The following is a 13,805-nucleotide window of genomic DNA, read 5'->3' as shown; positions in this document are numbered from 1 at the left end:
ATTTTTTCCCCTTGGGAAAAAGAAAAAGCCCTCATCAACATCTTGGGCCTTTATTTTTTCCCCTTGGGAAAAAGAAAAAGCCCTCATCAACATCTTGGGCCTTTATTTTTTCCCCTTGGGAAAAAGAAAAAGCCCGGCGGATATCCGCCGGGCTTTTATTGGGAGAGAGCTGATTAGCCTCTCTGTACGTTTGCTGCCTGGGGTCCTTTTGCGCCTTCTACGATGTCAAACGTAACTTCTTCGCCTTCTCTAAGAGTCTTAAAGCCGTCCATCTTGATTGCGTCAAAATGAACAAATACATCTTTTCCGCCTGCCTGTTCAATGAAACCGTAACCTTTCTTTTCATTAAACCATTTCACCTTTCCGTTTGCCATACTTCTACTACCTCCAAAAAATTTTTAAATCCGTGCAGCACTTCTTCTACACTTATGGAAAAATTATACATTTTTTTGCTTTTATGTCAATACCCTTTTTACTGTACGTTAAAAATCCTTATAAGCACAAGGCTTAAATCCGGAATATACGTTATAAGCATAAGCCCTATAATAAGCATGGCAAGAAAAGGCAGTGTTGCCTTTGCAAGCGTAAGCACGGGTTTTCTGAACCTGAAAGACGCTATAAACAAGTTTAAACCCGCCGGCGGCGCGTTGTACCCTATTTCAAGGTTAGCCAAAAATATAATAGCCATATGCACGGGATCTATGCCGAATTCCTTTGCAATGGGCAGCATTAAGGGCAATACAACAATTAATGCCGAAAAAACATCCAGCACAGCTCCCACAATTATAAGAAATATGTTCAACAGAAGAAGAAACAGCCACTTTTCGTGCACATAAGTCCTTAACCAGTCAAGAATCTGCATGGGAACCTGTTCATCCACAAGGTAATTGGTAAAGCCCATAGCGGCGCCAAGTATTACAAATATCCCGCCCACCACTATCATACTTGACCTTATTATCCTTGGAATGTCGCGTGTTAAAGATAAATCCTTATATATAAAAACCTCTATTATGAAGGCGTACGCGGTGGTTAATATGGCGGCTTCTGACGCCGTAAATGTTCCGCTGTAAATACCGCCGATTACCACAAACGGAAGCGGAATTTCCCACGCGGTCTCTTTTAAAGCGCTTATCAGTTTGCCCCATTCAAACGGCTCTGTATTATCAAGCACCGCTCCCTGTTTTAAAGACCATAACGACATAAGAAGGATTAATATAGCGCCGGGAATTATACCGGCTATGAAAAGTTTTGATATGCTTACGTTTGCAATTACACCATAGAGTATAAGCAGCAGGCTTGGCGGGAATAAAAGCCCCAGGCTGCCCGACGTGGTTAAAAGCCCCAGCGAGAAGTTCTGCGGATATTTATCCTTTATAAGCATCGGGTACAGAATTCCGCCCAACGCGATAATGGTTACGCCTGACGCGCCGGAAAAAGAGGTGAAAAAAGCGCAGACAAATAAAGCCACAATAGCGGTGCCGCCCTTTATGGAACCCACAAGCGCGCGGGTTAGTTTAATTAGCCTTTTGGGAGTGCCGCTTTCAGCCAGCAGATAACCCGCAAAAGTGAAAAGCGGAATTGCAATAAGCACGGGAGAAGCGGCCATTCTGCTTATTTCTATAATAACGGCAGATGTGTCTATTCCCGCCATTATAAAAAGCGCCACAGCCAGCCCCGCGAAAACCAGAAATAAAGGCATTCCCACTATGGCAAGTAATACCGCCGTTATCCCTATTATAGCCGCGGTCATTTTTTAACCGCCTTGCGCATGATTTTTACGCTGTCAAAAATACCCTGAAAATAGATAAACATCATTACAATAAACGTCAACGGTATTACGGATTCCATAACCCATACAGGTATAAAAAATATTTTCTGCGAGTCAGGCATTTCATTTAAGATAAAAACCACTCCGGCCCAGGAAAGGAACCCAAGAATAACCGTGGCTGCCGTGCTGATAATAACACCCACAAGGCCGGGATTTATTTTTTTAAGGTATTTGCTTAAAATATCAAGGTTGATGTGACGGTGTTTAAACGCGGCAAGCGAAGCGCCCAAAAAGCTTACCCAAAGGACAAGATACCTTGAAAGCGATTCCGCATTGGGTATGCCTGTTTTAAAAACAAGGCGCAGAATTACCTGCATGGCGGAAAAAGCAAGCAGCAGTATAAAAAGGGTCACCACCACAGCTTTAAGGATCCTGTAAACGTTATAATTTAAACTTCTTAAAAATTTCAATTATTATTTTACCTTTTCTTCTTTTTTTGCTTCCTCAATATAACCAAGCATTTCATCAAGCTGTGCCTTTGTGTAGAATTTTCCAACAAGGTCATTTGCCGTCTTAATAGCCACTTCATCAAGCACTTTTATATCTTCCTGCCCTTTAATAGCGGATATTTTTGTCCCTGTTTTTTTCAGGGCCGCTATCGCCTCTTCATTCTCTTTGCGGCTTGCTGCCGTAAGTTTTGTGAAGTGTTTTTTTCCGGCATCTTTTATTATTTTTTTCTGTTCATCAGTCAAAGCCGACCATGTTTTATTATTTATCAGAATCCCGCCGGGTACGTTTGCCACTTTTATATCAAGCATATTCTTTACGCTGGTATTCCACTGCATTGCTATCGCGGAAAGCGGCGAACCGTAAACCCCTTCAATAAGCCCGGTCTGCAGGGACTGATTAACATCTGACAGCGCAAGCGGTATGGGTACAATCCCGATATTTTTAAAGAGTGAATTCACCAGCTGGTCATCGCCCCAGATCCACATCTTAACTTTCCTAAAATCCGCAAGCGATTCAACCTTATCCTTGCTGAATACATACGCAAAACCAACTTCCGGCCAGCCAAGCACCGTGTACCCTTTTTTCTGATATTCCGCCTCAAAGAAAGGGGACATTTTTGCCATCACATGGTCTATCTGTTTATATGTGTTAAATATGAAAGGAAGGTTTAAAAGCCTTACTTCTTTTACGACTTCTCCAAGACCCTGTGATGTAAAGCCTGCCGCGTTTATCTGGTTTATCTTCATCTTACGCAGAACGTCTTTTTCATCGCCGCTTACGCCGCCGGGATAGAATTTAAATTCCACAGCCCCGCCGGTCTTTTCTGTCACTTCTTCGGCAAATTCTTCCATTATATTCATCCATGTGGAACCGTCCGGCGCAACCGACGCGAACTTAATAATAATTTTTTTCTCTGCCGCGAAAACCCCGGCGGTTAAAAGCAATGACAGGATAACTAAAGTTAACTTTTTCATGATAAAACCTCCTTTTAAAACAGCTGATCGGCCCTTTCAGCCATGACCGCCGCTTTTTTCTTAGCTACTTTCGTGAACATCTTTTCAGGTATTACATCATCATCGGTATTATTTACAGCTTCAATGAAGGTGTCAAAAAGCGCCCTGTCCTGTAACTGCACCGCGTAATGTTTTGCCATATAAACTTCAACAAGCGCAAGTTTAGCGCCTGATATCTCTTTTACCCTGTCATATTCTTTCTTTGCAAGGTCCGTATCGCCGCCGAACATTTTAGGCATGCTGTAATAAACTATCATAAAAAGGTGCGGCAGTCCGTAAAAATAAGTGTCGTCTATCTCTATTACGCGCTCTATCATAGCCTTTACTTTGGGCAGGTCCGCGATATCCATAGGCGAGTTCTTGCTTAAATTAACAAAACTGCCCCAGGAAAAAGCCGTCCAAAATAACGGCTCTACGTCATTTTTTCCAAACGCCTGAAGCGAACTTTTAAAGTCATCATAATTACCTTCCTGCGCTTTTTTAAAATCGTTATTCTTCAGCAGCGCCGCCATACCATAATCCCTGGCGCGTTTATAAAAATTTTTTGCCCTTGCCATATTTTCCCTGTCAGCCTTTTTATCCGCCGTGGCGTCTTCAAGAAAAGCCATGGCATACATACCGTAAAGTTTGCTTCCCTTTATTAAAAGGCTTTCATTTTCATGGTTTGAACCTCTTATAAGGCCGTCCAGCAGTTTTAAATTGCCGGGGATAGCGGCTTGGGCGAATAAAATATCGTTTTCTTCATAAAAAGCGCCCTCTACATCATCCATTATAAGGCCCGTGGAATTAACAATTGTCCGCTTTAAAGAACAGCCTGATAAAAGAAAAAGAAATAACGATGCGGTTATAACAACCGCTTTAAACTTATTCATATTTTTCCACCCCGTCAGGTATCTTTTCGGCAAATTTGCCTGTTTTTTCATCAAAAATCTTATAACCCACAAGTTCCGCAAAGTGTCCGCTTGTATCCGCCCTGGAATACCCCAAACCTTTGGCATACCAGTACTTTTCTGTATGAATACCTTTTCCGTCGCCTTCATCCACTTTTGCCGTGATATGATACGCTTCAAATTCCCCGGCAGGAAGCTTTATGGTTTCTTTTGAGACAATCTCAAAATCCGTGCTTATTTCCCTTCCTAATTTTATAAAAAGTACAGTGGCTTCAGCTTTCCCCTTATAATTCCACTTTTCACCCACCTTAAGCGGATACTTAAGAAAGGTCATCGCGGGTTTAAGATCCACTTCTATTGAAAATCCAAAAAAAGGAAATGGATACTTTATAACTCTCATTTCAATACCTTCCTGTGTCTCCCTTACAAGATACCTTACCCCTACCTGCGGCGCGAAAAAATAGTAATAATCATTACCATCTTTTTTTTCTATTTTTATAACCTCTGCTTTAATAAACATTTCTTTTGACGGATTGTCTTTTTTATACCCTTTAAGATAAAGGATATTATTAAGCCCTATAGGATAAAAACTTGATGATAATTCCGCAGCTGTGTTACAGGTATTGCCTGCAGAATCGGCCGAATATACCACAGAAACTGTTGAAAACACAACTGCCGCAGCCAATATCATGAACTTTTTCATCAATTTCCTCCGTGTTTTTTAAAGCATTAATAATGTAACATACCAAAATTATGATGTCCACTTTTAATCTTTACCTGATTATTTGACGTAAAATAGGGGGGAAATGATTACGGTAAAGAACTTATCCCATAAACTGTTATCCATTTAACCAATAAATAAATACTAACTGCCGCACCCTAAAAGGGTGCGCCTACCAGAACCAGACCAAACACTAATTTCAACTACCGCGGGCTAAAGACCCGCGCCTACCAGTTCTAAACCGAGCATCTAACCTTCCAAGCATCCAAGCCTCTACCAGTACTACTTACTTCCCACCAGCAGCTTTGGAATACGCAGTGTGGGTTGGGCGTCAGAAACCGGAACTCCCTGCCCGTCTTTCCCGCAGGTGCCCACATCAAACCCTATATCATTACAGACAGCGTCAATTGAATTTATAACGTCCGCGCCTTTTCCCATTAACGTGGCGTTTCTGACGGGAACAGTTACTTTTCCATTTTCTATTAAATAGCCCTCTTTGACTTCAAAAATAAACTCGCCGGTAACAGTATTTACCTGCCCCCCGCCCATTCTTTTTACAAAAATACCTTCTTTGGTATCATTTATCAAATCTTGCGGGCTGCCGTTACCGGGCGCTATCATGGTATTGCGCATCCTTGGTATGGGGCGGAACCTGTAAGATTCCCTACGCCCGTTGCCCGTGGACTGCGTATTGTCTTTGGCCGCGGTTTCCCTGTCATACATAAAGTTTTTAAGTATTCCGTTTTCTATAAGGACTGTTTTCTGCGCGGGAGTGCCTTCATCATCAAACGAGAAAGACCCGCGCTTGTTTGTAAGGGTCGCGTCATCAATAACCGTGATAAGGGGCGAACTTACCTTCTGCCCCATTCTGCCCTTATATTCAGACATATCTTTCTGCACAAGATCGGCTTCCAGCGAATGGCCCACAGCTTCATGTATCATTGTGCCGCCGGCTGTTGAAGACAGTATCACGGGCATCTGTCCCGCTATCTTTCTGTCAGTATCAAGCATTGATACCGCAAGCCCCGCGGCATCTTTAGCCCTGCTGAAAACTGTATCTTTATCAAGCACTTCAAATCCCGCATGTCCCGATATTACCGCGTGCGCGGTCTCTATTCTGTTTTCCCTTGCCGCAATTACAAAAACAATAAAAGACGTGTATACGCGCCTGTCTTTTACAAGGACCCCGTTATTATTTATTATTTCCACATCCTGTATTTTTTCAAGATAAGAAGCATTTACCTGCCTTATTCCTTTGTATTCCGCCCTTATCATGTCATTTACTTCTTTTAACAGGGAGGTTTTTACATCCACGGATATTGTATCCGGCATGATTTTAACAGGATTAAAAACAGAAGGTTTCATTTCGGAGAATATAAAATCAGCGCCTGAATTTTTTCCCGCGCCGGCAATGGTATCAGCGACATTTTTAACGGAGGATATATTATTGGTAAAGCCATAAAATGTTTTATTGCCTTTTGTCCCGCGCAGCCCAAAGCCTTCATCCAGGCCCGACTGTACTTTATCAACACGGTTGTCTTCAAAGGTAATGCTTAATGAAGCGGACTTCTCATAGAAAATATCCCAGATATTAAAACCCGCCCCCGCCATTTTGCGGACGGCTTCATTATCAATCCTGCTCATCTTTTTGATTCCCTTTTCTTTCTTTCAGCACGGCAGCCATACCCCATACGATAATAAGAAGTGAAAACAGCCCTATATAAACAAATACAATATTAAAACCGTATTTAAGCATGCCGTAAACCGCAAGCGCGAATATTGTAAAAAAAATGCCGGTTAAAAGTTCATACATTGTGCAGCTTGCTCCCTCTTTTACTTCCCTCTTTTGCAAGTTTATCCGCGTCGCTGTTCTTTTCACGGCCTACATGCGTAACGGTAAATTTTGTTATGCTCCTGAATGACTGCACTTTAGCGTTAAGTTCTTTCAGTTTTTCGTCATTTATTTTGTATTCGCCGTTAATCTGTTTTACCGCAAGTTCGCTGTCCGAGAATATCTCAATCTCGTCAATTTCCAGGTCATCTGTCATTTCAAGAAGTTTTATTATTGCCATGTATTCAGCCACGTTATTGGTGGCCACCCCTATGGATTTGGAGACCCTTAATACTTCCTTTCCGTCTTCCTTTATAACTATGCCTATTCCCGCGTCGCCCGGATTACCGCTGCTGGCGCCGTCCGCAAATCCAACATATTTACTCATCTTTTCACCGTCTCAAATATATTTTTTAATTCCTCAAGAAACTTTTTAACAGATTTAAGCGGATACTGCGTGGCTTTGTCGCTTAAAGCTTTTTCCGGGCTTGGGTGCACTTCCATAAAAAGCCCGTTTGCTCCCGCTGCCACAGATGCCCTGGCTATGGTTTCCACAAACTCGCCGTCGCCGCCGCTGCTTGTGCCCGCCCCGCCCGGCCGCTGAACCGAATGCGTTGCATCAATTATAACAGGATACCCAAGTTTTTTCATTATGGCAATGGATTTCATGTCCACCACAAGGTTATTGTACCCGAAGGAAAACCCTCTTTCAGTCAGCATTATGTTCTTATTGCCCTTTGCCAGGACTTTATTAACCATATTTTCCACTTCATAAGGCGATAAAAACTGCCCTTTCTTTATATTAACCGGAATGCCCGTTTCCGCCGCGGCGTTTAAAAGGTCTGTCTGCCTGCAAAGAAAAGCGGGTATCTGAAGCACATCAACCACTTTCGCGGCCTCTGTGGCCTCTTCCGGGGAATGCACGTCTGTTAAGACGGGAATTGACAGCTTCTTTTTTATGTTTCCAAGTATCCTTAACCCTTTTGCCATGCCCACGCCCCTGAACGCCGAAGCCGAAGTCCTGTTGGCTTTGTCATAGGACGCTTTAAAAATAAAAGGGATGTTTAAACTGTAACAGATTTCTTTAAGCGCGGACGCGGTTTTAAAAGCCATGTCTTCATTTTCAATTACGCACGGCCCGCCTATAAAGAAAAAGTCTTCCTGCGACAGTTCAAAGAATTTTTTTAAACTTACCTTTTTGGCTGAACTTTTTTTCTTTGTCTTCATTGCACCAGTCCGTTATTATGTTTTTTAAAAGCTTTTCAAGCGGCATATTGTATTTTCTTGCAAGATCCTGTATAGCGTTATACTTTTCCTGGGCGGACTTGTCGTGCATCTGCATTATTTTCAGCATATCCGCCTCTAACGCCTGCTTGTTAACCGGTTCCGGTTTCTTTTCTTCCATTCTTCACCCCTTTATTTCTTTTGCCTTTTTAAATTTATTTTTTGCCACGGATGCTTTTACGAACCCGTTAAAAAGAGGGTGCGGCGATACAGGTTTGGACTTAAATTCCGGGTGGTACTGGACAGCCACAAACCACGGATGGTTTTTTATTTCAACCGCTTCCGCTAAAAGCCCGTCAGGCGACAATCCCGAAACCGTCATTCCCTTTTCTTCCATACGTTCTTTAAATATGCTGTTAAATTCATATCTGTGCCTGTGACGTTCAAATATCACTTTTTCTTTATACGCAGAATAGATTCTGGAGCCAGGCTTTAACCTGCATGGGTATGAACCTAATCTCATCGTACCGCCCATATCTTTTACGCACTTCTGTTCCTCTAAAAGAGAAATTATAGGATACGGAGTCTCCCTGTCAAATTCAGTGGAATTGGCGCCTTTTAATTTCAATACATTACGCGCGAATTCCGTGACTGCCATCTGCATTCCAAGGCATATTCCAAAAAACGGCACTTTATTTTCCCTTGCGTACTTAATCGCGTTAATCTTGCCTTCAATTCCCCTGTTGCCAAAACCGCCCGGTACAAGTATGCCGGACACGCCTTTTAATGCTTTTGCCGCCGCGGGCGCTTTTTCTATTGTTTCAGAATCCACCCATTTAATATTCACTCTGCAGTTATTGGCAATGCCGCCGTGCAGAATGGCTTCCTTTATTGATTTGTAGGCGTCCTGAACTTCAAGATATTTTCCTACCACCGCAATTTCAGTTTCCAGCGCCGGTTTTTTTATCCTGCGCACTATCGCGTCCCATTTTTTCAGGTCAGCTTTGCGCGCTTTTTTTATCTTAAGTTTCTCTAAAATTATATCATCAAGCTTCTGATTAAGATACATCCTTGGCACTTCATAAATGGTGCTTACGTCCAGCGCCTGAATCACGGCGTTTTCTTCCACATTACAGAAAAGGGCTATTTTATCCCTTTCGCCTTTTGATATTTTCTTTTCGCTTCTGCACAGCAGGATTCCCGGCTGTATTCCAATTGACCTCATGGCGCTTACGCTGTGCTGGGTGGGCTTTGTCTTAATCTCACCGGCAGCCCTTATATAAGGGACAAGCGTCAGGTGTGCAAAAAGCACGTTGTCGCGGCCTTCGTCAATCTGCATCTGCCTTATAGCTTCCAGAAACGGCAGGCTTTCAATGTCCCCCACTGTGCCGCCTATTTCCACTATCACCACGTCTATATCCTTACGCGCGGCCATTTTTATCCTGTTCTTAATTTCATTGGTAACGTGCGGCACCACCTGCACGGTCTTGCCAAGGTAATCGCCCTTTCTTTCTTTTTCAATTATCGACTGGTAAATTTTTCCCGTGGTCACATTGTTAAGCGCCGAAAAAGAAGCCGAGGTAAACCGTTCATAATGGCCAAGGTCAAGGTCGGTTTCCGCCCCGTCATCAAGGACATATACTTCGCCGTGCTGAAAAGGGCTCATTGTGCCCGGGTCCACATTTATGTACGGGTCAAATTTCTGCATTGCAATTCTTAACCCCCTGCTTTCAAGCAGGGCGCCGATAGAAGATGCCGCTATTCCCTTGCCCAGAGACGATACAACGCCTCCTGTTACAAATATATATTTTGACATATTTTTTATCCTGTTATTATTTTTTTGAAGTTCATAAAATCTTTGAGTGTATCAATTCCTATGCTTTTGCTTTTTGCCTTAATAACTTTTATTTTCATTCCATTTTCCAGCATTCTTAACTGCTCCAGCTTCTCCACTGATTCGTAGCAGCTCTTCATGCTGTTCCACCGGTCAAGCACCATTTTCCTGTAAGCATAAAGTCCTATGTGTTTAAAAACAGGCACTTTTTTGCCGTCCCTGGAAAATGGGATAACCGCGCGCGAAAAATATAACGCGCCGCCGTCCATGTCCGTTACCACCTTAACGCACGACGGATCCTTTATATGCGAAGAATCCGTTATCTGCGATGCAATAGTGGCACAGTCATACCTGTCGTCATTGACAAGCACTTGTACAGCGGCATCTATAAGTTTCGGCTCCAGCAGGGGTTCATCCCCCTGTATATTGACAACAATGTCATTTATGTTTGCCTTAACCGTTTTTAACGCTTCCTGAATACGTTCCGTGCCTGACTTGCATTTGGAAGAAGTCATAATAACCAGCCCTCCTGACCTCTCCACTGCCTCTTTTATCTTTACGCTGTCTGTTGCCACGTATAATTTTTTAAGCAGTTTTGCTTTTTTCGCATTTTCATAAACATATTCTATAAGGGTTTTACCTTTTATCTTTTTTAACATCTTTTCGGGAAGGCGGGATGATTTAAGCCTTGCCGGAATTATTCCTATAATATTCATATGGCTCCTTAAATTTTACAGCGGTTTTGTCCCATACGCGCTTACTACTTTTCCTACAAGGTTAGTGGTGGATTTACCCGCCTGATATTTTATATTCATCACTTTGCCGCCGTTTTTTATCACTATATCACTGCCTATTATTTTGTCCAGCGGCCAGTCGCCGCCTTTTACAAGTATGTCCGGCAAAATATCTTTTATTATATTAAACGGGTCATCTTCATTAAACACAGTTACGATATCAACACATTCAAGGCCGGACAGAGTTTCAGCGCGTTCTTTCTGATTTATCAGGGGCCTTTTTTCACCCTTTATGCGCCTGACAGAAGCATCACTGTTAATGGCGACAATCAGTTTATCTCCTTTTTTTCCTGCGCTTTGAAGAAGCCTGATATGCCCCACATGAAGCAGGTCATAACATCCGTTTGTAAAGACTACTCTTTTACCGGATTTTTTTATTTTTTTAACTTCTTCTATAAGTTTTTTTCTGCTGAAAATTACCTTGTTCATGGTGCTCCTAAAGTTACCGGACAATAACGGTATATTAAAAAATTCCGCTTTGCCTTCTGTTTATATTAACATTTAGCCTTAAGTTCATTAATTAATTCTTTTGCGGTGACAGCGTATACGCCCACTTCGGCAACGGATATTCCTGCCGCCACATTTGACAGCACCGCCGCTTCTTTAAAATCCGCGCCCGCGCACAGCGCAAGCGTGGCAACCGATATAACCGTATCCCCGGCGCCTGTCACATCAAACACTTCACGGGCAACAGTGGGTACGTGAGAAATACCGCTGTCTTCAAAAAGGGACATGCCGTCTTCGCCTCTTGTGATAAGCACCGCTTTTATGTTAAGTTCTTTCTTTAATTTATTGCCTGCTGTAAGAATATCTTTTTCCGTCTCTATATCAATACCTGTGGCTCCCGCAGCTTCTTTTTTATTGGGCGTGATAAGGGTGGTATTTTTAAAAAGACCCATATTCTGGGGTTTAGGGTCAACCGCCACTATTTTACCCGCAGCTGCCTTCATTACACCGTCCACTATTTCTTTTGTCATCATTCCCTTGTTGTAATCAGAAAGTATTATTCCGTCCATCTCTTTTATAACAGGTTTAAGTTTTATAAGCATCTTTTCCCTTATAGCGGAACTGATGGCAAGCTTTTTTTCTTTATCAATCCTTACCACCTGCTGATTATGCGCGATGACTCTGGTCTTTATTGTGGTAGGCCTGTTTGTATCTTCAATAAGTGCGGAGTAATTGACTTTATGGTCCCTGAAATATTTTTCAAGTTTGTGGGCATTTGCATCCGCGCCCACCACGCCGGCGCAGTATACTTTCGCGCCCATAGCGATAAGGTTAATTATTACGTTGGCCGCGCCGCCTGGTTTTGATTCTTCACGCGATACTTCCACCACGGGGATAGGCGCTTCCGGAGATATTCTGGAGACATTCCCCCAAATATATTCATCTATCATAAGGTCGCCCACTACAAGTATTTTTTTGCCCTTAAACCTGCCGACTATTTTTTTAAGCGATGATATTTGTATGTTTTTCATATTTTTTCGCCGGCAAGCCTTTTTTCGGTTATGAAGCAGAGCGTATGGAGAAAAGTCATGTAAGTTTCCTGAATGCGGGCGCTGCTTTTTGACTTTATATCCAGCAGTACGTCGCACATAGATGCCATTTTTCCGCCGCCTTCGCCTGTAACACCAATTACTGTAACGCCCTGCTTTTTTGCTTCTTCTATTGCTTTAATAACATTAGGGGAATTGCCCGATGTGGAAAGCGCTATAAGCACATCGCCTTTTTTTCCAAAGGCCTCTACCTGGCGCGCGAAAATCATTTCATACCCCAAATCATTGCCGCAGGCGGTTATAATCACAGGGTCATTTGATAATGCCATGGCAGGATAAGCACGCCTGTTTTCTTTAAGGCGCACAACAAATTCCGCCGCTATGTGCATCGCGTCAGAAGCCGACCCGCCGTTGCCGCATATCATTATCTTATTTCCTGCAGAAAGGCAGTTATACATCGCGTCGGCTATTTTGGGGAGGGTGGTATCCTTGTGGGCTTCAAAACTTTTTTCCTGAACATCGCGAATTTCATCAACATTTTGCCTGAAATATTCTTTCATAATTTCTCCCTGTGGGTGATATATATGCTGGAATTAATTATAATTAGCGGTATGGATTAAGTCAACAGTAATTAAAGGATGATAGTGTTATAATAATTAAACCGTAAGAACCGGACAGCACAGGAGTGCATTCCTACAAAAACTCAAATACATCCCGGCGATTTAACCGCAAGGATATAAATTAAACTTTTTTAATTATACAAAGGTGTTCCGCTTAGTTTTACAATACGGCGGACGCCTGTGTCGGATTCAGAGACATAAATATTTCCCGCGGAATCAAGAGCAAGGGCGTTTGGGTCAGATAACGTTTTATATGTACCGCCTTCTGTGTAACCGCGTATTTCATATTTGAAATTACCATCAAGATCAAAAATTACAATAGCATTCTTCGCCATATCGCTTATATATAGTAAATTTCCATATACCGCAACACATTTAGGCCCAGGAATGCCGCCTACATTGTATGTGTCATTACCCCATTTTTTTATAAAAGTACCATCAGTACTGAATTTTTTAATGCACTTCTCAGAATCATTTATAACATACAAATAGCCATATAAATCACCTTCCATATCCCAATATGTACAATATGAAGGATCATTAACAGTAATAATGCTAAATTCCGAAATGTAATTGCCATTTGAATCAAATTTTTGAATTCTTTTATTATTAGCATCCAACACATAGATATTTGCACCATATTCATATAATCCGGCCGCTCCAGAAAACTTTCCTTGAGTGATTCCGCTTTCACCCCAGTAATCCAATATTGTTCCTGAATTATTAAATTTCGTAATTCTATTTTCAAAAGATTCAGAAATAAGTATTTCATTTAAAGAAGTTGACAGTAAGAAATATGGCGCATCGAGTAATCCGTTCCCATTTAAACTCGTTCCCCATCTCATCTGATATACCATACCGTTATTAAATTTGCTAACATATCCCGTGCAACCGTCACTTACATATATATTATTGTCGCTATCAACAACAACAGCTTCAATACAAGTTAATTCCCCCGTTGCCGTTCCTTCGCTTCCGCATGCGCCTAAAAATTCGTGATATGGCGTGTTTGTTGCCGTTGGTGTGGGTTCTACAGGTTCAGCGGGCTGAGATTTTTTACTGCAGGATATCAACATCACAAAAGTCAAAAACATCACCCCAATT

Annotated in this window: 17 protein-coding genes; all 17 read right to left on the bottom strand. The window is 42.2% G+C overall.

The genetic code is table 11. The features are described 5' to 3' along the window. Nucleotides 1–173: 173 nt before the first annotated feature. Complete coding sequence (locus JXR81_06280) at nucleotides 174–374, bottom strand: cold-shock protein (protein ID MBN2754461.1); 201 nt, start codon at nucleotides 372–374, stop codon at nucleotides 174–176. Nucleotides 375–472: 98 nt separating this feature from the next. Further along, on the bottom strand, nucleotides 473–1,750 hold the full coding sequence (locus JXR81_06275; GenBank protein ID MBN2754460.1) for a TRAP transporter large permease subunit: 1,278 nt from the start codon (nucleotides 1,748–1,750) through the stop codon (nucleotides 473–475). Continuing rightward, on the bottom strand, nucleotides 1,747–2,238 hold the full coding sequence (locus JXR81_06270) for a TRAP transporter small permease subunit (protein MBN2754459.1): 492 nt from the start codon (nucleotides 2,236–2,238) through the stop codon (nucleotides 1,747–1,749). The genes JXR81_06275 and JXR81_06270 overlap by 4 nt, the downstream gene beginning before the upstream one ends. 3 nt (nucleotides 2,239–2,241) lie before the next feature. Next, nucleotides 2,242–3,252 carry a TRAP transporter substrate-binding protein DctP gene (gene dctP / locus JXR81_06265; protein MBN2754458.1) on the bottom strand — a complete coding sequence of 337 codons (1,011 nt, stop codon included), beginning with the start codon at nucleotides 3,250–3,252 and terminating at the stop codon, nucleotides 2,242–2,244. Nucleotides 3,253–3,266: 14 nt separating this feature from the next. Then, complete coding sequence (locus tag JXR81_06260) at nucleotides 3,267–4,163, bottom strand: hypothetical protein (protein MBN2754457.1); 897 nt, start codon at nucleotides 4,161–4,163, stop codon at nucleotides 3,267–3,269. Next, nucleotides 4,156–4,884, bottom strand: coding sequence for a hypothetical protein (locus tag JXR81_06255; GenBank protein MBN2754456.1), 729 nt, complete (start codon nucleotides 4,882–4,884; stop codon nucleotides 4,156–4,158). The genes JXR81_06260 and JXR81_06255 overlap by 8 nt, the downstream gene beginning before the upstream one ends. A 300-nt stretch (nucleotides 4,885–5,184) precedes the next feature. Then, the gene (locus JXR81_06250) at nucleotides 5,185–6,546 is read right to left on the bottom strand and encodes a TldD/PmbA family protein (GenBank protein MBN2754455.1); all 1,362 of its coding nucleotides are present in this window, start codon (nucleotides 6,544–6,546) and stop codon (nucleotides 5,185–5,187) included. Continuing rightward, on the bottom strand, nucleotides 6,533–6,715 hold the full coding sequence (locus JXR81_06245) for a hypothetical protein (protein ID MBN2754454.1): 183 nt from the start codon (nucleotides 6,713–6,715) through the stop codon (nucleotides 6,533–6,535). The genes JXR81_06250 and JXR81_06245 overlap by 14 nt, the downstream gene beginning before the upstream one ends. Beyond that, nucleotides 6,708–7,121, bottom strand: coding sequence for a ribonuclease HI family protein (locus JXR81_06240; protein MBN2754453.1), 414 nt, complete (start codon nucleotides 7,119–7,121; stop codon nucleotides 6,708–6,710). Before JXR81_06240 ends, JXR81_06245 begins: the two co-directional genes overlap by 8 nt. Then, nucleotides 7,118–7,960 (bottom strand): 3-deoxy-8-phosphooctulonate synthase, encoded by an 843-nt coding sequence (kdsA, locus tag JXR81_06235; GenBank protein ID MBN2754452.1) that lies wholly within the window; start codon nucleotides 7,958–7,960, stop codon nucleotides 7,118–7,120. The genes JXR81_06240 and kdsA overlap by 4 nt, the downstream gene beginning before the upstream one ends. After that, nucleotides 7,905–8,138 carry a hypothetical protein gene (locus tag JXR81_06230; GenBank protein ID MBN2754451.1) on the bottom strand — a complete coding sequence of 78 codons (234 nt, stop codon included), beginning with the start codon at nucleotides 8,136–8,138 and terminating at the stop codon, nucleotides 7,905–7,907. The genes kdsA and JXR81_06230 overlap by 56 nt, the downstream gene beginning before the upstream one ends. A gap of 3 nt (nucleotides 8,139–8,141) precedes the next feature. After that, nucleotides 8,142–9,773 carry a CTP synthase gene (locus JXR81_06225; GenBank protein MBN2754450.1) on the bottom strand — a complete coding sequence of 544 codons (1,632 nt, stop codon included), beginning with the start codon at nucleotides 9,771–9,773 and terminating at the stop codon, nucleotides 8,142–8,144. Nucleotides 9,774–9,778: 5 nt separating this feature from the next. After that, the gene (gene kdsB / locus JXR81_06220) at nucleotides 9,779–10,507 is read right to left on the bottom strand and encodes a 3-deoxy-manno-octulosonate cytidylyltransferase (GenBank protein ID MBN2754449.1); all 729 of its coding nucleotides are present in this window, start codon (nucleotides 10,505–10,507) and stop codon (nucleotides 9,779–9,781) included. A gap of 15 nt (nucleotides 10,508–10,522) precedes the next feature. Beyond that, complete coding sequence (gene rfaE2 / locus JXR81_06215) at nucleotides 10,523–11,014, bottom strand: D-glycero-beta-D-manno-heptose 1-phosphate adenylyltransferase (protein ID MBN2754448.1); 492 nt, start codon at nucleotides 11,012–11,014, stop codon at nucleotides 10,523–10,525. 65 nt (nucleotides 11,015–11,079) lie between these two features. Continuing rightward, complete coding sequence (rfaE1, locus tag JXR81_06210) at nucleotides 11,080–12,063, bottom strand: D-glycero-beta-D-manno-heptose-7-phosphate kinase (GenBank protein ID MBN2754447.1); 984 nt, start codon at nucleotides 12,061–12,063, stop codon at nucleotides 11,080–11,082. Beyond that, the gene (locus tag JXR81_06205; GenBank protein ID MBN2754446.1) at nucleotides 12,060–12,641 is read right to left on the bottom strand and encodes an SIS domain-containing protein; all 582 of its coding nucleotides are present in this window, start codon (nucleotides 12,639–12,641) and stop codon (nucleotides 12,060–12,062) included. The genes rfaE1 and JXR81_06205 overlap by 4 nt, the downstream gene beginning before the upstream one ends. A 191-nt stretch (nucleotides 12,642–12,832) precedes the next feature. After that, a partial coding sequence (locus JXR81_06200) for an NHL repeat-containing protein (GenBank protein ID MBN2754445.1) occupies nucleotides 12,833–13,805 on the bottom strand: 973 nt, incomplete at its 5' end.

Source organism: Candidatus Goldiibacteriota bacterium, from assembly GCA_016937715.1.
Taxonomy (GTDB): Bacteria; Oederibacteriota; PGYV01; order PGYV01; family PGYV01; genus PGYV01.
This window is presented reverse-complemented; position numbering and strand designations above follow the sequence as displayed.

Coding starts and splice junctions, on each gene's coding strand:
- JXR81_06280 (MBN2754461.1), bottom strand. CDS start 374: ATGGCAAACGGAAAGGTGAAATGGTTTAATGAAAAGAAAGGTTACGGT.
- JXR81_06275 (MBN2754460.1), bottom strand. CDS start 1,750: ATGACCGCGGCTATAATAGGGATAACGGCGGTATTACTTGCCATAGTG.
- dctP (MBN2754458.1), bottom strand. CDS start 3,252: ATGAAAAAGTTAACTTTAGTTATCCTGTCATTGCTTTTAACCGCCGGG.
- JXR81_06260 (MBN2754457.1), bottom strand. CDS start 4,163: ATGAATAAGTTTAAAGCGGTTGTTATAACCGCATCGTTATTTCTTTTT.
- JXR81_06255 (MBN2754456.1), bottom strand. CDS start 4,884: ATGAAAAAGTTCATGATATTGGCTGCGGCAGTTGTGTTTTCAACAGTT.
- JXR81_06250 (MBN2754455.1), bottom strand. CDS start 6,546: ATGAGCAGGATTGATAATGAAGCCGTCCGCAAAATGGCGGGGGCGGGT.
- JXR81_06245 (MBN2754454.1), bottom strand. CDS start 6,715: ATGTATGAACTTTTAACCGGCATTTTTTTTACAATATTCGCGCTTGCG.
- JXR81_06240 (MBN2754453.1), bottom strand. CDS start 7,121: ATGAGTAAATATGTTGGATTTGCGGACGGCGCCAGCAGCGGTAATCCG.
- kdsA (MBN2754452.1), bottom strand. CDS start 7,960: ATGAAGACAAAGAAAAAAAGTTCAGCCAAAAAGGTAAGTTTAAAAAAA.
- JXR81_06230 (MBN2754451.1), bottom strand. CDS start 8,138: ATGGAAGAAAAGAAACCGGAACCGGTTAACAAGCAGGCGTTAGAGGCG.
- JXR81_06225 (MBN2754450.1), bottom strand. CDS start 9,773: ATGTCAAAATATATATTTGTAACAGGAGGCGTTGTATCGTCTCTGGGC.
- kdsB (MBN2754449.1), bottom strand. CDS start 10,507: ATGAATATTATAGGAATAATTCCGGCAAGGCTTAAATCATCCCGCCTT.
- rfaE2 (MBN2754448.1), bottom strand. CDS start 11,014: ATGAACAAGGTAATTTTCAGCAGAAAAAAACTTATAGAAGAAGTTAAA.
- rfaE1 (MBN2754447.1), bottom strand. CDS start 12,063: ATGAAAAACATACAAATATCATCGCTTAAAAAAATAGTCGGCAGGTTT.
- JXR81_06205 (MBN2754446.1), bottom strand. CDS start 12,641: ATGAAAGAATATTTCAGGCAAAATGTTGATGAAATTCGCGATGTTCAG.